We start from the raw sequence: 18,903 nt of genomic DNA on the forward strand, positions 1-18,903 counted from the left end.
GCGGAATTAGCCGGTCGGCGTGATACCCGCCGCACCCTTCGCGCCGAGGATCCCCGTGAGCCCCCCGGCACCGCCGGCGCCGCTATATGTTCCGGGGACACCGCCGTAATTGCCGAGACCGCCGTTGCCTCCGATACCGCCGTTGCCGGCCAGCATCCCGCCGAAACCGCCAGCACCGCCGTAGCCCCCAAAAGGCGCGGCGCTGCCGGCACCACCAGCACCACCGTTACCGACCAGCCAGGCACTGTTACCGCCGGCGCCCCCGGTGCCAGCGCTGGCATAGGATCCGGCTCCAGCACCTACACTGCCGCCGGCACCACCATCACCCCCGTTACCGAACAGCAAACCGCCGGAACCACCAACACCACCAAAGCCAGCGGTCGAATTACCCGCGGTGAGAGCACCACCGACACCACCAGCGCCGCCGTTGCCCATCAGCAAGCCACCGGCACCACCGGCGCCGCCTACACCAATCGTCTGGTAGGTGACGCCGTTGAGACCGGCACCTCCGGCGCCGCCGTTGCCGATCAGCCCAGCGGCGCCGCCGACAAAACCGTTGGGATGAGCGGCGGTACCGGCGGCACCGGCCCCGCCATCCCCGAACAAGAACCCGCCGCTTTGCAGGTTGCCGAAGAGCCCGGTTTGACCTAACAACGAGGTGTTGGGGCCGTTGAACCCGTTGACGCCGTTGCCGATCAAGTCACGCCCGAACACGTCGACGAACGGCGCATTGATCACCCCATCCACCTGCTCACCCGTCGGGCTGGCAATCCAGTCCTGGCCGGCGGTGTAAATCGTGTTGTAGAACGTGTCGAACGCTCCATACACGAGCTGGTTCAGCTCAGCTCGAGGAGACTCCGCCGCGGCCGAGACCGCAGCACCGGGACCCCCGACGTTGAGGGCGGCAGCAGCGCTGGCATGCACACCCTCGAAGACACTGTTTAGTGCGCCGGCATTAAAAGCGGCGACGCTGGCATTAATGCTGTTGGTGATGCCCTCGAGCGCGGCGGTATGAATGCCGTCGAAAGCAGCCGCACTCGCACCCGCGCTAAGTCCATCCACAGCGGCCGTGGTGCCTGCAGTAATACCTTCAAGAGCCGCGGTGCCCGCATTAATGCCGTCAAGGGCGGCTTGGCTGGCAGCTCCGATCACCGGCTGGATGATGGGGTCGATGATCATGTCGAGCACGCCGGCACGGGCCGGGGGTGCGGGGGTGAGGGGGGTTATTGCGGCGGTCAGGAATGCGCCGGCGGTCGTGCTCACGCCGATGACGCGGCGGCGGTGGCGGGTCTGGGCGTGGTGTGAGCGGCGGTTTCGCCTCATGCGGTGTTGTGTGCGTTTCAATTTGCGAGCCTTCCTTGACCGACAACGGTGACGATGGATCAAAAACATAGCTGAGAATTACATTGACAAAATCACGGCAACACAATAAGAAATAAGCCCCAACGAGAGGTATTGACAGCAAAACCCGGCGATAGTGAGAGCGAAATTATGGCCCGGCGCTAACCCTATAAAGCCCGGCCAGTTAGGCTCCGATAATCACGGGTAGTCATTGCCGCGCGAATACGATGACGGCACCACCGAATTGATATAGGCAAGCCGGACGGGACCTTCTTTACGAGGATCACCAGCTCAAACGAGCTCTACACTCACGGCACCCAGATTCCCATCGGGCCGCTCACCATGATCACGGTTCTCGACATCGAACCGTTGCGGGAATTACCCGACCCGTACCCGACAAGATCCCCAGATTCATAACCGCAACAATGGGCCATCTCGATCTGCAGCCAGCTCTTCAGCACCGCCTTGGTCAATTCGTTGGGCAAACCATCCCGACGGTGTCTTCACCGCTAAAGACAACCAACCCGTCCCGCGTAGACAGCTAAAAGGCCCCTCCGCGGAAACGGACCACCAGGCTTGATGCCACGACCGAACAACGATGACGGCCGCACCGAGAAACGGCGCCTAAAAACCGCCAAGATCGTCCGCGGAATTGGTTCCCACACGCGATGCAGGTGCTGCAACTGACCCAACCATCACCAGCCGCACGACGGAGGGTGTCGCACCGAAACCGTCTACACCTTCACCTCGCCGGCAATGCTCCACGCGACTGCAAGCCAGGTCGCGGACGGGCTGCGCGAGCACTGGACCTTTGAAGGCCGACCGCACTGGATGGCACACCATGATGCGCGCAATCTTCGCGTCAGATCACACGCATTTGCCGCAAAACCTGGCCTAAGTGCGCGGTAGATTATTATCATTCTGAAATGATTGCCGCCGCTGCCAACCCCAATGACCTGGTGACACTTCTGCCCAGTTGGCAGCTGGCCATGCAAGCCGACCGCAAAGCGACCTACACCATCGACTCCTATGTCAGGGGTGCGCGGTACTACCTCACATGGTGCGCGGCTGAACTAAATGAACACCCCTTCACCAGGCCCGCGCTGCAGCGCTGGACCACACATATCCTTAGCTCCGGTGCCGAACCGACCACCGCGCGCATCCGCCAGCAGGCCGTCTGCCGCTTCGCCGCGTGGCTAGTCGACGAGGGAGAAATCGACCAGAACCCATTCCTCGGTGTCAAACCACCCAAACTCGACACCAAGGTTGTGGAGCGTCTGACCGACGACGAGCTGCGGTTGATGCTCAAGGCGTGCGCCGGCAAGGAGTTCCGCAATCGCCGCGACGAGGCGTGCCTTCGGCTACTAGTGGAGACCGGGATGCGCGCAGGGGAACTACTGGCGCTTTCCGTACACGACGTCGACTTCGTCAGAGGCTTGGTCACCATCCGTAAGGGCAAGGGTGGTGTAGGTCGTCACGTCCCGTTCGAAGCGCAGACCGGCGCGGCCATCGACCGTTATCTCCGCGCGCGTAAACAGCACCGGCTCAGTGAGACGTCAGCATTGTGGCTGTCAGAAACCGGCCGCCAGGCGCGGCTGGGATACCACGGCCTGCGGATCGCGCTGCTGGCACGCGCCGCAGCTGCCGGCGTCGAGGGCTTTCATATACACAAGCTCAGGCACACTTTCGCGAGCCGGTTTTTATCCCTTGGTGGCACCGAGGGCTCCCTGATGCAGCTCGCCGGCTGGCGTACCCGGGAGATGGTGGACCGCTACAGCAGGGACACCGCCGCCGAGCGGGCGATCAACGAGGCGCGGCGCTTGGGATTGGGGGACTTGTAAAACGACATCGCCGTTAACGCCGCCGTGTAATTGGGTAGAAATCAGTGTGGTTCCTGGGCCAGTTCGGCTCCTGCCTGAACGATTGCAAAAGGTCCGATGAGCAGCCAAAGCCGACGACCAGTCGGCATGGTTGATTTTTGAGTCGCTGGGTGGTCGCAGCGCCCGACCGACGCACACCACGACGCCGCGGCCGCGCTGTGCAGACCGCATCTGTCGGGAGGAATTCGCCCGGGCTCTTCTGGCGCCTCTGTCACGCCACGAGGTGACCCCGGGTCGCCCGCCGACAAGCGACACAAACGGGCGCTTTTTCGCATTTCGACGGCCGGAGCGGCCGATACTCGCCCCACCAACGGCCGTTTGGCCGTGGCCGCTCCAGCGACGACGCGCTCACCCCTCCAGCGGGGAATGACGTGAACGCGACCCTGGGGAATTACATGAGGCGACATCCCCGCTCAACCCGAGGAATTCCGTGAACGCCGGGCAATTACTACCGCGACTTATCGGTTATGTACTTTTACAACGCGAGCGATCTCGGCAAAAAGCAAAGTGTATCTCAGCAAAAACAAAGGGTGTTCTCTATGCCCTGGCGAACGATCCTCGTGTTACGGCGGCAGTTATGTTGAGTGAGGGGGGTGGATGCGGGTCTGTCCTACCGACAGGTACTTTCAAGTTAAACTATTTCAGCGGTGGATAGAGTTTGCTATGATACCTATCCAGAGCCTGGCTACCAGGAGTTTCTCGGCTCCATGAGGATTGCCAAGCCGCACGTTCCTGAAGCGACTCCCCCAAGGCTGATCGAAGGCCTGCGAACCTAAGTAATTCTCAGGTATGTCCAGCTCGGGCGCGCCTCAAAATCGAACAAACGAGCGAGCAACCGCCAGGGTCGCGTTAGTCAGCGCCGGCGTCATCGCCGCAGGGCCGACGACCCAGCACCCGCCCGATCTTCACGTGGCCAACACTTGGGCACCGACCCCCAGGCCTCGCGCTCCACGGCGGCGAGCTGGTCGACCGTTCACGACCGCGGCTACCTCTTGTCTTTCCCGCGTGAGAGGAACGCCCGCATGTGCTGTTGCGGCTCTCCGGTCAGGAACGCCAGCCCGAACTGCTCGATGCTGTCTTCGATCGCCCCGTGAACCGTCATGTCGAACCACTTGTTGAGGAGGCGCTTTTGCTGCCGGACGGCATGCGGGCCGAATCCGCCGAGTTTCGCGGCGAGCTCGCCGATGCGGATGTCGAGCGCGTCGGCGGCGACGACCTCGTGCACGAGGCCCCAGGTGGCGGCCGTGTTGGCATCGATCGTTTCGCCCGTCAGCAAGAGCCAGGCCGCATGCGAAGCCCCGATCAACGCCGGCATCAACGCCGAATGGATCACCGAGGGGATTCCGACCGCCACTTCCGGCATTCCGAATTTGGCGCCTGACTCGGCGATGCGCAGATCGCACGACATCGCGGCCTCCAGGCCGCCGCCGAGGCACCAGCCCGCGAGTCGGGCGATGACGGGGACGGGGCATTCGCGAATCGCCTCACACAGGCCCGCGAGTCGACGGATGAACGCCTCGCCGCTGGCCCGGTCGAGACCGACCATCTCGTTGATGTCCGCTCCGCCGATGAACGCCTTCTCACCCGCTCCGCGCAACACGACGACCCGCACGTCGTCGTCTTGGCTGACGCTGCGAAACGCCGTCGTCAGTTCCTCGATGGCGCCGGCGCCGAGAATATTCAGCGGTTTGGAGTTGACCAACTCGATAGTCACCACGCCGCCATCGCGACCGAGCCTGACGAACCGTGATTCCATCAGTGCGCCTCCTGACCCCGGTTCGGATACGAGCTCACCCGAGCATCGGGAGCGGGCCCCGGGTCGTGTGCCCGAAAACGCTTCCGCGGCTGAGCGATTCGGAGGAAAATCAGCACACCCTGCGCGGGGCCGTAAGGTGCGCCGCGGCCGTCAGTAGAGCGGGACCCAGACTCCGAAGAACCAGTAACCCCAGCCTCCGAATTGCCAGTTGAAGACGGGGATGACGGTAAAGGTGTCGTAGTTGAAGGGTCCGAAATCGGCGCGGGCGACGGCCACATCGCGCGGCGGCCCGGACCACGGGCGGTTCCAGCCGCCGGGAGGCGGCGGGCCGTTCCATCCACCCTGAGGCGGGGGACCTTCCCAGTGGGGTGGCGGGTGGCCAGGAGCCGGGCCGTCGTTCCAGCCGAACCCGCGAGGCGGCGGCGGAGGTGGCGCGCCGTGGCCCACAATGCTGAAACCGGTGGACGCGTCCACGGGGCCGCCCACTTGCGCGTTACCGCTTAGGTACGTTCCGCGTGGGACGTAGGGCGGGTGAGGAGGCTGCGTGCTCGGCGGATTAAGGACCGGGCGCGCCCCTGGGTTGGACGGCGGGGTTTGTCCGTGAGCCGGCGCGGTGGTTTGTGCGCTCGGCGGCGTGGTTTGTGCGCCCGGTTGCGTGGTTTCTGTCCTCGGCGGCTCGCTGCCCCGCGTCCACGACGGCTGGGTGCTTTGGGTACCCGGCGGCTCGGTGCTTTGGGTGCCCGACGGCGCGGTGCTATGCGTCGCCGGCGGCTGACTGCTTTGGGTGGCTGGCGGTTGGGTGCTTTGGGTACCCGGCGGCTCGCTGCTATGCGTGGCCGGCGGTTGGGTGCTTTGGGTGCTCGGCGGCTCATGGGTCTGCGGAGGGTTCTGTGGATTCTGCGACCCACCGCCCGCCGCGCCACCGGGGCCGCCGCCACTCGGGCCGCCAGGATTGCCCCCGCCACCGCCATGGCAGTTCGGACACGGCGGCGGAGGGTCCAGCGGGGCCGAGTTGGCGAACCCCGGGTTCAGCGTCACTGCGGAAATGCCGAGGCCCGCCGCGACCGCCGCCGCGCTGACGACACGTTTCATAGACATAGCTACATTTCCTCTCGGGCCCTCTCGGGTATCGGTCGTCCGCGCTACGGGCAAGTCACGTCCATCTCGAATGACTTGGTCACCTGCTGCGGCTGCTGCGGGTTACTCATATCGATACCCGACGCGGTGCCCTTGATCGCGTAAGACTTGCCGCTTACCGCGGCTCCGGCGTTGCCGCCTTGATTCGGAGCGGCGTCGGAGAAACCGAGTGTCACGCCGTTGACGGCGCCCAGTCCGACCGAGTGGACGATGGGCGGATTGTCATTGCTGACCACCGCGCCGATTCCGGCTGTCGCGTCACCGATGCCGATGTTGGTGTTGCCGTTGGCCGAGGTGCAGGTGACCTGGCCGGTGATGTTCTGCTTCTGGCCATCGACGATGACCTGCGGGCCGGCCGCCGACGGCGCCGAGCTCGACGATGCTCCCGTGTTGGACTTGTTGCTCGAACAGCCGCCACAGACCGCGACCACCACGGCCGCACCCGCTACGCCGACCACGATCCCAAGCTTCACTACCGCTCTCCTTCATGTCGCCGGTGTCGCTGCCATTTCATCTTGGTTCATCGTGACCTCGTCACCGCGGGCGGGCCCGACCGGCCGAACGACCAGATGCCGCCCCGCGCGGATACCACCGTACGACGGTTTGTAAACGGCTGTGCTGAGCGCCGACGAGCGATCAGCACGCCTCAAGGGAGAATGCGTATCCCCCACTTGCCGAGCAGTGGCTGCACGAGCGTGAAGTACGTCGTGTTGTCGTCACCGTCCGGTGAAGACATCAAGATGCCGACGGCGCTCGCCGTGCCGTCGGCGTTCCTCACGAAACCAGGGCTGCCGCTGTCGCCGTTCAGGCTGAACACGCTGGCTTCGATCACGTCGCCGTCAACGTTTGTGATGGCGCCACAGGTCTCACCGGTGACCGCACCGACCTTGCAAAACGGCATGCCCACCTTAATCTGCGAGCGGCTCAACACATCCCGGACCGGCCTGCCACCGACATCACCTATCGGCGCACCGACGCTGGGGTCCAGGCGGATGATCGCGGCGTCCTTCGCGTCGCCTTCTTTCTCGCTGACGGTGATCGGGCCGAGCGGGACGTCCTGCCCGTAGGTCCACACCGAACCGTCGTGCGCGTCGCAGTGCCCGCTGGTCAGCAGGTAGTAGTTGCCGTCGTCGCCTTGGGCCGCGAAACCCGCTGTGCACCTGCCGCTTTCGTCATCGACCTGGATGCCCGGCGTCGGGGGCGCGGAGTCTCGGCCCGCGTGCGCCGTGCCCGCCAATGTCGTCGCGGTCATCACCGTGGCACCGACTAGCCCCAACCCTCGCAACCACCGTATGGTCACGCCACCCTCCTCCGCTCGTGTCGGGCAGCATAGTAACAGCGAGCGCATTCGGGGTCCGCCGCAACAGGCTGGCGAGCTGATGGCGCCGCGCAATCGTGGCGTGCCCACGGACGCCGAGTGTGAATCCCGCAAGCGAAAAACCGGGAACTACGATGCGAGACAAGCGATTCCGTCATCTAGCGTCGACATGCCGGGCCAGGAAATCCAGGACGGCCTCGGCGAAAATGTCGTTGCGGTCGCCGGCGACCATGTGTCCCGCCCCGCGCACATCGGTGAACTCGACCCGCGGGAAGCGCGCAAGAAATTCGTCGGCGCGCTCTTGGCTGACGAGGTCACTCATTTGGCCCCGAACGAGCAACATGGGCACGCCGCTGTGCAGGATGGCGTCGACGGCGGCGTGCATGCGGTCGGCGTCGGTGACCTCGAGTGGGGGGAATGGCGCTGTGCCACTGATAAATTGCGGATCCCAATGCCAGTACCAACGCTCGCCGCGGCGGCGCAGGTTGGTGGTCAGGCCGTCCAAGTCGGTTGGTCGGGGCCGGTGCGGGTTGTACTCGGCGATCGCGTCGGCGACCTCTTCGAGTGAGCCGAACCCCGATTCCACCCGGTCGGCCATGAAGGCGTGTATCCGATTCGCCCCGGATTGCTCCATGTTCGGCACGATGTCGACCAACACGACCGCGCTGGCGATGCCCGGCGAAAGCTCTCCCGCGAGCAGCATCGAGGTGAACCCGCCCAGCGAGGCGCCCACCAGCACCGGCCGCGGAGGCAGGCCGCGCAACACTTCCTGGACGTCGGCGGCGAAGCTGACGACGCGATAGTCGCCTTCGCTCGACCAGTCCGATTCTCCGTGGCCGCGCAAGTCGATCGTGACGGCCTGCCACCCGCGCCCCGCGACGGCGGCGGCGGCCTTGGCCCACGAGCGGCGGGTCTGCCCGCCACCGTGCAAGAACACCACCGCACGCGCTCGAGGATCCCCGACGCGGTCAGCGACGATGCGAACGCCGCCCGGCCCCTGGGCCGAGAACGTTTCAGGTGCCATAAACATTTGGGGTCACCAGGAGATCGTAAGACGACCCCGACCCACCCACGTCTGTTGTGCCTGCGCCGAACGCCGCGGCCGCGGTGCTGCCCACCCACGGGACCCGGGGTATCAAACCGATGATTCCGGTCCCGTTGCCCCGGAAGTTAGGGCGGGTGACACACGCGGCGGGGTCTCCGATGCTCGCGCGGCCGCCCCGATGTGGTTGATCAACCAGACGGCCGACCAGATAGCGCCGGCGATGGTGACGATCGGGAAACTCGGCGGCAGGTTGAACATGGCCGATGCGCCCAGACCCAGCCACACCGCGCTCAGGCCGATCGCGGTCGACGCGAGCATGGCCACGACCGGGCGGGGCGTCAACATGATCGCGGTGGCCGCCGGGGTGACCACGAGGGCAAACAGCAGCAAGGTACCGACGGCCTGGACGGCCATGGTTACGGCGAGCCCGAGCAGCGTCATGAACATCATCGACAGCGCACGCACGGGCACGCCTTTGGCCTCGGCGACCAGAGCGTCAACTGATGTGAACAGCAAGGGCCGATAGATGACGCCGACGCTCAGCGCCAGCACCACCAGCAAAATCGCGAAGCCGACGAGTTGATTGCGGGAGATGGCCAGCAGGTTGCCGAACAACACGTTGGTGATCGTGCTCGAGCTCTTGGTGGCCAGCGAGTTGAAGAACAGGCCCAAACCGCTCGCCACGGCCAGGACCGTCCCGGTGACCACTTCACGCTCGGCGGCCCGCTTGCCCAGCACGCCAATCACCAGCGCCCCGCCGACACAGAACACGCCCAGTCCGACGGCGACGGGCACGCCCACCAGGACCGCGCCGGTCGCACCGGGAAACCCGATGTGCGCCAAGGCATGGGCGGCGAAGGCGGTTTGTCGCACCACGACGAAGTAGCCGATCAACCCGGCGGCCAGCGCGACGATAGTCCCGCCGATCAGGGCGTTGCTCATGAACGCCGATGTCAAGATGGGCCACCAATTGGGTTGATAGGACACGGCCACAAAACGATCGGTCACAACGTGCTCCTCATGTACAGGTCCCCGTGCGGGGTGTGTGCGACTTGGATCGGGGTGCCGTAGAGGTGGGTCAGCAGCGCTTCGTCCACCACCTCGTGGATCGGTGCGTAGTGCGGGTGCCCGTCCAGCAGGTAGATCGCGCTGTCGAGGATGGGCAGCAATGGGTTGAGGTCGTGGGTGACCACCAGGATGGTGACGGCCAGCTCGGCGTGCAGCCGGGCCAGCAGCGCGACGATGTCACGCTGGCTATGAAGGTCCAGCGACGCCAGCGGTTCGTCGAGGATCAGCAACTGCGGTTGGGCCACCAGGGCCGCGGCGAGCGCGATGCGTTGCCGTTGCCCGCCGGAAAGCGTCGACAGCCGCCGGCCGGCGATCTCGCTGGCCTCGACGGCGGCCAATGCCTGGGCCACTTGCCCGTGTTGGGCCGCGGTGGTGCGCGCGAACGCCCACCGGCGCCCGGTGAGCCCGAGCAGCACCACGTCGGCGGCGCGAATGGCGTCACCCGAGGTCTCGGCATAGCGTTGCGGCACGTAGCCGATGCGGTCGTTGGCCTGGCCGGGCTGGCGGCCGAACACCTCGAGGTGGCCACTGGCGGGCGGGACCAGACCAAGGACCATGTGCAGCAGGGTGGTTTTGCCCGAGCCGTTTGGTCCGATGACGGCGACGATGCCGCCGGCGGGCACGGTGAAGGTGGCCTGCGACCAGATCAGCCGGCCGCCACGCACGGCGCTGACGTCGGTGAACGCCAGCGCGGGGGGTGTGGCGGCAGGCTCAGACGGCGACACCGAGCGCCTTGCCCAACGCGACGAGCTGGGCGTATTGCCAGCCTTCAAACGAGGTTTGCCCCGGCGGCACTGTCTCGGTCATGTCGACGACGGGCACCCCCGCCCGTTCGGCGGCCGACCGGATCTGCTCGGGGATCGAACCCTGGGTCTGGGGGTTGTAGACCAGGACGTCGATGTGCCGGCCGGCCAGCGCGGCACAGAATGCATCGATGTCGCCGGGCGACGGGTCTGACTCGTTGGCCGAGGCACGCTGATAGCCCGCCGGGGTCCTGTTGACCAGGCCCAGCACCTGCGCCTGATAGTCAAAGACCGTTTCGGTGGCCGCGTAGGACTTCCCCGCCGCGCCGGCCCTGATCTTGCCGATCAGGCCGGTGTAGGGGGCTATCGCGGCGGTGAACTGGGATCGGCGCTGGCTGAAGTAGTCACTGGCCTGCGGGTCGAGCTTGCCGAACTCGGCGGTCACCGCGTCGGCGACCGCGGTCACGGCCGACGGCAGGTACCACAGGTGCGGGTTGGCGCCGTCGGGTGTGTTCGTGACCGCGGCGGCGCTCACCACGTGGGCGTGGGCGGCGGAAGTGGCGGCCAGCTTGGATGCCCACGAGTCGTAACCCGCGCCGTTGACCACGACAAGTTTGGCGCCCGTGAAGCAGGCGGCGTCGGCCGGTGATGGCTCGTACTCGTGCGGGTCCAGGGACGAGCTGGCCAGCACGGTTTTGACGGTGGCGCAAGCGCCGCCAAGTTCGGCGACGATATCGCCCCACTGATCGACGCTGACCACGACGGCAACCGGGGCGGTCGGGCAGGGCGCCGCGGCGGCGCTGCCGGTGGCTCCCGGCGTGGCGGCGCCAGAATTCGCCGGGGTGCGCGTCTGGCCCGTCGAGCAGCCCGTTACGGCGAGCGTCAGTGCGACGGCGGCAGCGATGTATGCGCGGCGAAAGCGGGAGGAGCGCAAGACCCTCACGCGCAGAACGATAACGGTTCTCATCACGGCCGGGCGAGACCTCGGCAACAAGCACGCCATACGAGCCGGGCGGACTGCGCGGGGACGGGCAATCCCCGCTTACCGAGGCGCGTCTGCCCCGCGTTTACGGTCCCCGTAGCGGCGATGGAATTTCTCCACTTGTCCGGCGCTGTCGACGATGCGGCGCCCACCGGTCCAAAACGGGTGCGAATCGCGGGTCACGTCGACGACGACCAGTGGATAGGTACACACCCCCTGCGGCGTCTGCCATTCGATGGTGCGCGAGCTCGTGATCGTCGATCGGGTCAAGAACGTCGCGCCGGTGGCGGCGTCTTGGAAGACGACCGGGTGGTAATCGGGGTGGATGCCGGGCTTCATCGGCGGTCTCCGTCCTGTGTGCGGGAAGGTGCGTCGTCGGCCTCTGCCAGGGCGGCACAGGGGTCTTCGTGCCAGTCGCCGAACGGATCGTCGTAATGGATCCAGTCCTCGGGCCGCCGAAGTTCGTCGTCGGTGAGCAGCGCGCCATAGAGGCAGTCGCGGATTTCTTTGACATCCGCGCCGCACACCAGGATGGTCATCGCCGTGTGCCGGTCCCCGTGCCGTTCGTCCCATCCCAGCTCGGCGAACGCGCGTCGTTCGGTATCGATTCCGGCCAACTCGGAGTCGGAGAGTGCGGCCAGCCATTTGCCGGCCGAACTGACCCGCAGCCCACAGCCGGCCGATTCCAACCACATCGCATGCTCGGGTTGGTTGGCCAGCCACAGCCGGCCCCGGGTGCGGATCACACCCTCCAGGAGCAGATCCAAGCCAGCGTGCAGACGCTGCGGATGGAAAGGGCATCGGGCGTTGAACTCGACCAGCTTGATCGGGCCACGGGAATCCAAAGGCGGCTCCCCGGCCAGCAGCGGGCCATGCGGATCGTCGCTGCGGCCCTGCCGGGCGTTGGGATCCAGATTCTTTAGGGCCTCCTCGACGCCGTCGGCGCCGACCCGGACGCGCGCACGCGGTGACAGACGGCGCAGCACGGCGGCGACGAACGGCTCCGCGCGGTTGAGCACCACCACGTCGGCGAATTCGGCTTGGCCCACGACCACCTGGGCCTGCGTGCGCCCGTCGGCGAGTTCGGCGTCGCCGAGCGCTTGGCTCAGCCACACCGACGAATCGACGCAGGTCACCACCGCGGCGATGGACACATCGAGGGCCGCGGGTCCGTCGATGTACCCCGGCGCCACCCGCACCCGGACATTGTCGATGGCCAGGCAAATCGGCTCGGGTTCCAGCCAGGGCGCCAGGTGCACCACGATCCGGTCAACGTCGTCGCGGCGATGCAGCTGACGCAGCAACACCAGCAGGTCATTGCGAATGGTGCACGACACGCACCCGTGCGCCAGTTCGAGCCCGACCTCCGTGGTTGTCAACACACCCTGTTGCAGGGTCACCGTCGTTCGGCGCACCACGTGACCGTCGAACCGGTGCTCGACGACCAGGGTCCCGGGTGTGCGCAGCAGCGCCCCCACGACGGGATCGGTGTGCTGCTGGCCGGCGACCAGGATGACGGGCGTCCGCATCACCCTCCTTATTGGTAACCATTTTCATTAGAGCTGCTTGTACGGTACCGTCTCTGGCGAGGCTTGTCGAAAATCATTTTCAATAAGGGACTCTGGTCGAGGAGGATGCACAGTGTCCGCACATTGCCAAGTGACCGGCCGGGCACCGGGTTTCGGTAATACCGTGTCGCACTCGCATCGCCGAACTCGTCGCCGCTGGTCGCCCAATATCCAGCTCAAGACGTACTACCTGCCCTCAGAGGGCCGCCGCATACGGCTGAGGGTCAGCGCCAAGGGCGTCAAAGTCATCGACCGTGACGGCATCGAAGCCGTCGTGGCGCGCTTGCGCCGCGAAGGGCAGCGGATCTGATGGCGCGCAACGAAATCCGCCCCATCATCAAACTGCGCTCCACGGCGGGGACCGGCTACACGTATGTGACCCGCAAGAACCGGCGCAACGACCCCGACCGGCTGGTGCTGCGCAAGTACGACCCGGTGATCCGGCGCCACGTCGACTTCCGAGAGGAGCGCTGAGCATGGCCAAGAAGTCCGCGATCGTCAAGAACGAGCGCCGTCGCGCGATTGTGGCGCGCTACGCCGAACGCCGCGCCGAGCTCAAAGAGATCATCCGCTCACCGTCGAGCACGGACGAGCGACGGGCGGCGGCGCAACGCGAGTTGGCGCGCCAGCCCCGTGACGCCAGCGCCGTGCGGTTGCGCAACCGCGACTCCGTCGATGGGCGTCCGCGCGGGCACCTGCGCAAGTTCGGGGTGTCGCGGGTGCGGGTCCGTCAATTGGCCCACGCCGGGCAGCTACCCGGTGTGCGGAAGGCGAGCTGGTGATGGCCAAGAAACCTCCGCGGACTCGTCGTAGCGCGCAGCCGGGCGTCAGGTCCGCCAAGAAGAACCTTCTCGCCAGCATCGGCCTCAGCGCGGTCGACTACAAGGACACCGCCACGCTGCGCGTCTTTATCTCCGAGCGCGGCAAAATCCGCTCCCGCCATGTCACCGGCCTGACCGTCCAACAACAACGGCAGGTCGCCACCGCGATCAAGAATGCGCGCGAGATGGCGCTACTGCCCTACCCAGGGCAAAGCATCGGTCCCTGAAACAGGTTGTGCCTCAAGGTATCCGGAAGGAGGGATTGACGCCGATGAGATCACGTGTCTCCGATCTCGGCGAGACCGCCCGGAGCACGGCACGTTGACTTCCCCGGGCCGCGGCACCGACCGCCCGTTCACGGTCATCGTCTGCGCCGCCTGTGCGGTCGACGACCAGCTCTCGGTGATCGACGAACTGCGTCCCACCATCCGGCGCTGTCCGCACGCCATGCTCGTCTCCGCCGCGTGCATGCTCGGACCACTCACCTGCGCGTCGCGCCCGACGGGATGCGGCGTCATGGCCGTGGTCCAGCCCTGTACGAACGACCGAATAGCCTGCGGACCGCCCCACTGGATCGGACCCATCACCGACAACTGTGAGGCAGCGGCCCTGCGCGATTGGCTGGAGCTCGGCCAATGGGAAAAGACGCCGGTGCCAAGGCAGCTCAGTAGGCACCTATGGGCTCGCAGCGCGAGTCGAAACAACTGAAGTCCGTCAGTGGGGGTAGGCGTAGGGGTTGGCCGGGGCGTCGATCCGAGTGACGGTGGCGGCCTGCAGCGTCGGAATCGTGACTGAATTCGGTTGCGCGGGTGTAACTTTGCCCTCAACCCGAAGCCACGTGTTGTCCGGCAATCCGGCGGCGTGAGCGGCGGCCGGGCCACCCAGATGGATGCGGGCCAGCTGGGCGTCGGCCGCGCAACAGATGATGACGATGCGGCCAAGGTCCACGCCCTGCGCCTCGTTGAGCACAAAGCCGGTCACGGTGATCGGCCGATTCGTCAGCGAGCCGGTGGTGTCATGGGCCTCGCGCATCAACACATCCGGCAGCGACACTTCGGGAGCCGCCCCCGGCGGCAACGGCGGAAATGCCCGATTCAGAACATCATTGGATACCGGCGTCACGGAGGGGGCGGCGGCCGAGGGCCGCAGCGCCGGTGGCGTCACGAAAATCAGGACCACGATGGGAATTACGAGCAGCCACACCGTGCCGGTCCTATGGGAGTGCGGCTGGGTCCGATCACCGCTCCGCCGTCCGCCGCGGCGGACGTCAGTGACGATCGCCGCCAGCGCCAGCGTGATGAGCAACGCCGCCGACGCGCCCAGCCAGGGCAGCAGCCCGGGCTTGACGTAACGAGTGAACGTGCCCGACACCGCGATCATGGCGACGCTGATGCCCACCAGCAGCAATACGGTGTTTTCGGTCTCGCGGCTCACTTGCCACCGCCGAGGACGAGCAGCCCAATCACGCAGGCGCTCACCGTCGCAACCAGCAGCGTGCAGGGGGCAAAGCGCGTCGCGAAAGCCCGGCCGAACATGCCCGCCTGCATCGCAAACAGTTTCACATCGACGGCCGGGCCCACGACCAGAAAGACAAGCCGGGGCAGCAGCGGCACCATCGTCATGCTGGCTGCCACGAACGCGTCGGCCTCCGAACACAACGCCAGGACCACCGCCAGGGCGGCCATCACCGCCACACCGAGGATCAGGTCCGCCGCCAGATGCGCGAACACCCACGACGGCACCACCACATGAAGAATCGCCGCCGCGGCGGCACCCAACACCAAATAGGATGCGGCTTGGAGGAAGTCGTGGCGGGCCGCCTCGGCGAATACCGACCAACGCGATTCGGCCCGAGCGGCCGAAGCGGGCAGCCGGCGGGTGACCCACTCCGGGCGGCCCCAACGTGACCAGGCCCAGCCCATGATCACCGCGGTCAGCAGCGACGCCCCCATCCGGGCGAGAACCATTCCGGGCGCACCGGGAAACGCCACCGCGGTGGCCACCAGCACCACCGGGTTAATCGCCGGCGCGGCCAGCATGAACGTCAAAGCCGCGGCGCCCGTGGCTCCTCCGTCGCCGAACAATCGCCGCGCCACCGGCACGGAGCCGCACTCGCAGCCGGGCAGCGCCGCCCCGCCCACACCGGCCGCCAACACCGCCACGGCCGGGCGCCGCGGCAGCCAGCGCGCCAACCGTTCCGGCGACACGAACACGGCGATCAACCCGCTGACGATCACCCCAAGCGCAAGGAAGGGAAGGGCCTGCACGAACACTCCACAGAACACGGTGCCCGCCGTCGACAACGCCGCACTACCGAAGACCGCGCTCCGCAGCCGCGTCGCCAAGAAGGCACAGGCCAGCAGGATGCCGACCAACACCTCCATCGACCCGACGCGCAGCCTGGGCCTAGTCCTCAGCGTGGCCACCGTCCCAGTATGTCAGGGCGCCGGCGCCGCACCGGAATCCCGCGCGCGACACGGGTTCGATGTTTGGGTACGACCGTGCCGTCTACGTCCGAATCGTCAACAGGGACAACGACACCGGGCGGTTAAATTGCGTGGCGGTCAGTGCTCGTCGTAGTGCTCGCCGTGAGCCGCATGCCGGCATCCGTCGTGCACATAGTCGACGTGATCCCCATGCGGAACGGCAACATGGCCGCATCCTTCGCCGTGCACATGGTCATGTTGCTCGTGCACCGTGTGGCCGGATGGCTCGCATTCGTCGTAGTGATCCTCGTGCCTTCGATGGAGGTGGCCGTCGTGCACATAGTCGACGTGATCTCCGTGCGGGATGGCAACATGGCCGCATCCTTCGCCGTGCGCATGATCATGGTCGACGTGCTTGTTGTGGGTTGCGCTGGTCATTGCTTCTCACCGCCGTACCGGATTTTTGACTCACAAGATGCTGGCGCACCGCAATTTTAGTGACCGTCGTTGGAGTCCACCAGGTTCAAAATGTCAACGTCTCCCCGTCCCGGAAATTTACAGCGCCCAGAAAGCCCGGTGCGGCGCTTACACTCCTGTGATGCATCCTGCGCGGGCCAGGTACGCATCGAACAACGTCCCGGTGGTGGCCGGGCTTGTCGTCATGCTGATGCTCGCGGTCCTCGCGATGCCGATCAAGCAAAGATGCGGTGCGCCGGGTTACTCGTGCGCCACGGCGGTGGATACGCAGGGCAATGTCCACTATTACTACGAGGTCGAACCGCTTGCCGTATACGTCGCCGAAATCGCCACGGGCTCGAACATTCGCTTCTACTACACCTCGGGCGAGGACCTCGTCAAAATCCGATAGCTGCCCGGTGTCCTAATCGAAAGTCGTTGCAACGGCGCGGCCTACGGCGCCGCCGACCAAGGGTTTCCGGCGACCGGTCGAGCCAATAGTCTGCGCCCGGTAACGAGTTGCGCTCGATCTCGTCGGCCACGTAGTTTCCCGGGACGCTTCCCCGGCCAAAGCTTGGTGCGGTCTGGTCAAACACGCTGGTCGAGGCGGCGCGGGTCGCCTGGCGGGCCGAGTGAGCCTGCCCACAGCTGCACGCTGGATTGGAGGCTTCACAGCAAGCTACCGCATACTTGACGGCATGCTGCAGGCGACATCACCGCAAACCACTGTTGCGGTACTGGGTGGTGCGCTGGTAACAGGACGAGGTTTTTGATGCCACGCTCTGGTGGTGCACATCATCGCCATCGCGCCGTTCATCAACCGTCGGCTCTTCGCAAGGGGCTGACGCGCGGCTTCATGACGCTGGTCTCGTTGGCGGCGGTGCTGCTGACCGGCGGGGGCTATTACGTGGCCCACGGCGCGCTGGGCGGCATCACCGTTTCGCAGGCGCTGTCGCCGGAGGATCCGCGATCCAGCGGCGACAACATGAACATCTTGCTCATCGGGCTGGACTCGCGCAAAGACCAGGACGGCAACGACCTGCCCTGGTCGATCTTGAAGCATTTGCACGCCGGCGATTCCGACGACGGCGGTTACAACACCAACACGTTGATACTCGTGCACGTCGGGGCCGACGAGAAGGTCGTCGCCTTTTCGATTCCCCGCGACGACTGGGTGCCCTTCACCGGCGTTCCCGGATACAACCACATCAAGATCAAAGAGGCCTACGGGCTGACCAAGCAATACGTCGCGCAGAAGCTCGCCAACCAGGGCGTCAGCAGCCAAAAAGAACTCGAGACGAAGGGCCGTGAAGCGGGCCGGGCGGCGACCCTGCGCGCGGTGCGGAGCCTGACCGGTGTTCCGATCGACTACTTCGCCGAGATCAACTTGGCCGGTTTCTACGACCTGGCCCAAACCCTGGGCGGCGTGGAGGTATGCCTGAACCACCCCGTCTACGACTCGTACTCCGGCGCCGACTTCCCGGCCGGGCGGCAGAGGCTCGACGCCTCCCAGGCGCTGGCGTTTGTCCGGCAGCGCCACGGCCTGGAGAACGGGGATCTAGACCGCACCCACCGCCAGCAGGCGTTCATTTCGTCGGTCATGCAGGAACTGCAGGAGTCGGGCACCTTCACCAACCTGGACAAGCTCAAAAGCCTGATGGCGGTGGCGCGCAAGGATGTGGTGCTCTCGTCCGGCTGGAACGAGGACATGATCCAACGATTAGGTGCGCTCGCCGGAGGTGACGTCGAATTCCGGACGCTGCCCGTGGTGCGCTACGACAACATCGACGGCCTGGACGTCAACATCATCGACCCGGCGGCGATCAAGGCCGAGGTGGCCGCGGCGATCGGCACCCCCACACCGACGACTGCGCCCGCCACCACCGCCGCCAAACCCAGTCCGTCCACCGTCGTCGACGTGATCAACTCCGGCAGCATGAGCGGACTCGCCGGCGAGGTGTCCCGCGCGCTGAAAATGCGCGGCTACACCGCGGGTCAGGTGCGTGACCGCAAGTCGGGCGAGCCGACCGCCAGCACGATCACGTACGGCGCCGGCGCGGAAACGGACGCACATAACGTGGCCAATCTGCTCGGCCTCGACACCCCGAACCAGCCCGACCCCAACGTCCAGGCCGGACACATCCGGGTGACCGTGGACACCAACTTCTCGATGCCGGCGCCCGACGAGACCACGACGGACGAAACGACGACCACCACCACAACGACGACCACCAAGTCCAGTCCGTATGGGTACGGCGCCACCACCACCTATCCGTCGCCCGATCAAGGGAAACCGATCGACGGCGGCGGCGTGCCGTGCGTTAACTAGGCGCCTAAGCGGATAGTGCGCCAGTTTGAAAGA

General features: G+C 66.0%; 22 protein-coding genes. 7 read left to right on the forward strand and 15 right to left on the reverse strand.

The features are described from left to right. Positions 1 to 6: 6 nt before the first annotated feature. Together K3U93_RS22125 and K3U93_RS25320 are read right to left on the reverse strand one after the other, a co-directional pair. Positions 7 to 1,323, reverse strand: a complete 1,317-nt coding sequence (locus K3U93_RS22125; RefSeq protein WP_176220104.1) for a hypothetical protein — start codon at positions 1,321 to 1,323, stop codon at positions 7 to 9. 326 nt (positions 1,324 to 1,649) lie between these two features. Then, positions 1,650 to 1,826, reverse strand: coding sequence for a transposase (locus K3U93_RS25320; protein WP_139797155.1), 177 nt, complete (start codon positions 1,824 to 1,826; stop codon positions 1,650 to 1,652). A 441-nt stretch (positions 1,827 to 2,267) separates the two neighbouring features. Here K3U93_RS25320 and K3U93_RS22135 point away from each other — a divergent pair, with 441 nt between their 5' ends. Continuing rightward, positions 2,268 to 3,182, forward strand: coding sequence for a tyrosine-type recombinase/integrase (locus K3U93_RS22135; protein WP_230981533.1), 915 nt, complete (start codon positions 2,268 to 2,270; stop codon positions 3,180 to 3,182). 1,024 nt (positions 3,183 to 4,206) lie between these two features. On the opposite strand, the gene K3U93_RS22140 is transcribed toward K3U93_RS22135, so the two are convergent. The 10 genes from K3U93_RS22140 to mrf all read right to left on the reverse strand — a co-directional run bounded on the left by K3U93_RS22140 (position 4,207) and on the right by mrf (position 12,799). Next, positions 4,207 to 4,977 (reverse strand): enoyl-CoA hydratase, encoded by a 771-nt coding sequence (locus tag K3U93_RS22140; protein WP_083011872.1) that lies wholly within the window; start codon positions 4,975 to 4,977, stop codon positions 4,207 to 4,209. Between the two features lie 150 nt (positions 4,978 to 5,127). Then, complete coding sequence (locus tag K3U93_RS22145) at positions 5,128 to 6,069, reverse strand: MAP_0585 family protein (RefSeq protein WP_176220050.1); 942 nt, start codon at positions 6,067 to 6,069, stop codon at positions 5,128 to 5,130. 50 nt (positions 6,070 to 6,119) lie between these two features. Then, positions 6,120 to 6,587 (reverse strand): lipoprotein LpqH, encoded by a 468-nt coding sequence (locus K3U93_RS22150; RefSeq protein WP_071513196.1) that lies wholly within the window; start codon positions 6,585 to 6,587, stop codon positions 6,120 to 6,122. 173 nt (positions 6,588 to 6,760) lie between these two features. Beyond that, positions 6,761 to 7,414 carry a S1 family peptidase gene (locus tag K3U93_RS22155; RefSeq protein WP_071513195.1) on the reverse strand — a complete coding sequence of 218 codons (654 nt, stop codon included), beginning with the start codon at positions 7,412 to 7,414 and terminating at the stop codon, positions 6,761 to 6,763. Between the two features lie 172 nt (positions 7,415 to 7,586). Further along, a complete protein-coding gene (locus K3U93_RS22160; RefSeq protein ID WP_420915364.1) occupies positions 7,587 to 8,462 on the reverse strand; it encodes an alpha/beta fold hydrolase in 876 nt (291 codons plus the stop codon). Positions 8,463 to 8,567: 105 nt separating this feature from the next. Then, positions 8,568 to 9,419 (reverse strand): metal ABC transporter permease, encoded by an 852-nt coding sequence (locus K3U93_RS22165; RefSeq protein WP_176220049.1) that lies wholly within the window; start codon positions 9,417 to 9,419, stop codon positions 8,568 to 8,570. A 62-nt stretch (positions 9,420 to 9,481) separates the two neighbouring features. Further along, entirely contained in the window at positions 9,482 to 10,270 is a 789-nt protein-coding gene (locus tag K3U93_RS22170) for a metal ABC transporter ATP-binding protein (protein ID WP_071513193.1), read from the reverse strand. Continuing rightward, positions 10,257 to 11,048 carry a metal ABC transporter solute-binding protein, Zn/Mn family gene (locus K3U93_RS22175; RefSeq protein WP_139797157.1) on the reverse strand — a complete coding sequence of 264 codons (792 nt, stop codon included), beginning with the start codon at positions 11,046 to 11,048 and terminating at the stop codon, positions 10,257 to 10,259. The genes K3U93_RS22170 and K3U93_RS22175 overlap by 14 nt, the downstream gene beginning before the upstream one ends. Positions 11,049 to 11,330: 282 nt before the next feature. Continuing rightward, positions 11,331 to 11,609, reverse strand: a complete 279-nt coding sequence (locus K3U93_RS22180) for a type B 50S ribosomal protein L31 (protein WP_071513191.1) — start codon at positions 11,607 to 11,609, stop codon at positions 11,331 to 11,333. Further along, a complete protein-coding gene (gene mrf / locus K3U93_RS22185; RefSeq protein ID WP_071513190.1) occupies positions 11,606 to 12,799 on the reverse strand; it encodes a ribosome hibernation factor-recruiting GTPase MRF in 1,194 nt (397 codons plus the stop codon). The genes K3U93_RS22180 and mrf overlap by 4 nt, the downstream gene beginning before the upstream one ends. A gap of 112 nt (positions 12,800 to 12,911) precedes the next feature. Between mrf and rpmB the strand changes: the two genes are divergently transcribed. From rpmB to rpsR, 4 genes are read left to right on the forward strand one after another with little or no spacing between them, the layout of a single operon-like run. Then, positions 12,912 to 13,148, forward strand: a complete 237-nt coding sequence (gene rpmB, locus K3U93_RS22190) for a 50S ribosomal protein L28 (protein WP_071513189.1) — start codon at positions 12,912 to 12,914, stop codon at positions 13,146 to 13,148. Beyond that, on the forward strand, positions 13,148 to 13,312 hold the full coding sequence (gene rpmG, locus K3U93_RS22195; protein ID WP_071513188.1) for a 50S ribosomal protein L33: 165 nt from the start codon (positions 13,148 to 13,150) through the stop codon (positions 13,310 to 13,312). The genes rpmB and rpmG overlap by 1 nt, the downstream gene beginning before the upstream one ends. Before the next feature lie 2 nt (positions 13,313 to 13,314). Further along, on the forward strand, positions 13,315 to 13,620 hold the full coding sequence (gene rpsN, locus K3U93_RS22200; protein ID WP_071513187.1) for a 30S ribosomal protein S14: 306 nt from the start codon (positions 13,315 to 13,317) through the stop codon (positions 13,618 to 13,620). Further along, a complete protein-coding gene (gene rpsR / locus K3U93_RS22205; protein ID WP_083011859.1) occupies positions 13,620 to 13,886 on the forward strand; it encodes a 30S ribosomal protein S18 in 267 nt (88 codons plus the stop codon). The genes rpsN and rpsR overlap by 1 nt, the downstream gene beginning before the upstream one ends. Positions 13,887 to 14,373: 487 nt before the next feature. On the opposite strand, the gene K3U93_RS22210 is transcribed toward rpsR, so the two are convergent. The 3 genes from K3U93_RS22210 to K3U93_RS25115 form a co-directional block, all read right to left on the reverse strand. Then, positions 14,374 to 15,093, reverse strand: coding sequence for a TIGR03943 family putative permease subunit (locus tag K3U93_RS22210; RefSeq protein ID WP_083011854.1), 720 nt, complete (start codon positions 15,091 to 15,093; stop codon positions 14,374 to 14,376). Continuing rightward, complete coding sequence (locus K3U93_RS22215; RefSeq protein ID WP_176220048.1) at positions 15,090 to 16,043, reverse strand: permease; 954 nt, start codon at positions 16,041 to 16,043, stop codon at positions 15,090 to 15,092. The genes K3U93_RS22210 and K3U93_RS22215 overlap by 4 nt, the downstream gene beginning before the upstream one ends. 180 nt (positions 16,044 to 16,223) lie before the next feature. Then, entirely contained in the window at positions 16,224 to 16,523 is a 300-nt protein-coding gene (locus tag K3U93_RS25115) for a hypothetical protein (protein ID WP_083011850.1), read from the reverse strand. 223 nt (positions 16,524 to 16,746) lie between these two features. Between K3U93_RS25115 and K3U93_RS22225 the strand changes: the two genes are divergently transcribed. Both K3U93_RS22225 and K3U93_RS22230 read left to right on the forward strand, forming a co-directional pair. Further along, on the forward strand, positions 16,747 to 16,953 hold the full coding sequence (locus K3U93_RS22225) for a hypothetical protein (RefSeq protein WP_420915430.1): 207 nt from the start codon (positions 16,747 to 16,749) through the stop codon (positions 16,951 to 16,953). A gap of 360 nt (positions 16,954 to 17,313) precedes the next feature. Next, on the forward strand, positions 17,314 to 18,870 hold the full coding sequence (locus tag K3U93_RS22230) for an LCP family protein (RefSeq protein ID WP_083011845.1): 1,557 nt from the start codon (positions 17,314 to 17,316) through the stop codon (positions 18,868 to 18,870). Positions 18,871 to 18,903 lie beyond the last annotated feature (33 nt).

It is taken from the genome of Mycobacterium malmoense, assembly GCF_019645855.1.
Classification (GTDB): Bacteria; Actinomycetota; Actinomycetes; order Mycobacteriales; family Mycobacteriaceae; genus Mycobacterium; species Mycobacterium malmoense.

Excerpts from the sequence above, each read along its gene's own strand:
- K3U93_RS22125 (WP_176220104.1), bottom strand. The coding sequence starts at position 1,323 with ATGAGGCGAAACCGCCGCTCACACCACGCCCAGACCCGCCACCGCCGC.
- K3U93_RS22135 (WP_230981533.1), top strand. The coding sequence starts at position 2,268 with ATGATTGCCGCCGCTGCCAACCCCAATGACCTGGTGACACTTCTGCCC.
- K3U93_RS22140 (WP_083011872.1), bottom strand. The coding sequence starts at position 4,977 with ATGGAATCACGGTTCGTCAGGCTCGGTCGCGATGGCGGCGTGGTGACT.
- K3U93_RS22145 (WP_176220050.1), bottom strand. The coding sequence starts at position 6,069 with ATGAAACGTGTCGTCAGCGCGGCGGCGGTCGCGGCGGGCCTCGGCATT.
- K3U93_RS22160 (WP_420915364.1), bottom strand. The coding sequence starts at position 8,462 with ATGTTTATGGCACCTGAAACGTTCTCGGCCCAGGGGCCGGGCGGCGTT.
- K3U93_RS22165 (WP_176220049.1), bottom strand. The coding sequence starts at position 9,419 with ATGAGCAACGCCCTGATCGGCGGGACTATCGTCGCGCTGGCCGCCGGG.
- K3U93_RS22180 (WP_071513191.1), bottom strand. The coding sequence starts at position 11,609 with ATGAAGCCCGGCATCCACCCCGATTACCACCCGGTCGTCTTCCAAGAC.
- mrf (WP_071513190.1), bottom strand. The coding sequence starts at position 12,799 with ATGCGGACGCCCGTCATCCTGGTCGCCGGCCAGCAGCACACCGATCCC.
- rpmG (WP_071513188.1), top strand. The coding sequence starts at position 13,148 with ATGGCGCGCAACGAAATCCGCCCCATCATCAAACTGCGCTCCACGGCG.
- rpsN (WP_071513187.1), top strand. The coding sequence starts at position 13,315 with ATGGCCAAGAAGTCCGCGATCGTCAAGAACGAGCGCCGTCGCGCGATT.
- rpsR (WP_083011859.1), top strand. The coding sequence starts at position 13,620 with ATGGCCAAGAAACCTCCGCGGACTCGTCGTAGCGCGCAGCCGGGCGTC.
- K3U93_RS22215 (WP_176220048.1), bottom strand. The coding sequence starts at position 16,043 with ATGGAGGTGTTGGTCGGCATCCTGCTGGCCTGTGCCTTCTTGGCGACG.
- K3U93_RS25115 (WP_083011850.1), bottom strand. The coding sequence starts at position 16,523 with ATGACCAGCGCAACCCACAACAAGCACGTCGACCATGATCATGCGCAC.
- K3U93_RS22225 (WP_420915430.1), top strand. The coding sequence starts at position 16,747 with ATGCTGATGCTCGCGGTCCTCGCGATGCCGATCAAGCAAAGATGCGGT.
- K3U93_RS22230 (WP_083011845.1), top strand. The coding sequence starts at position 17,314 with ATGCCACGCTCTGGTGGTGCACATCATCGCCATCGCGCCGTTCATCAA.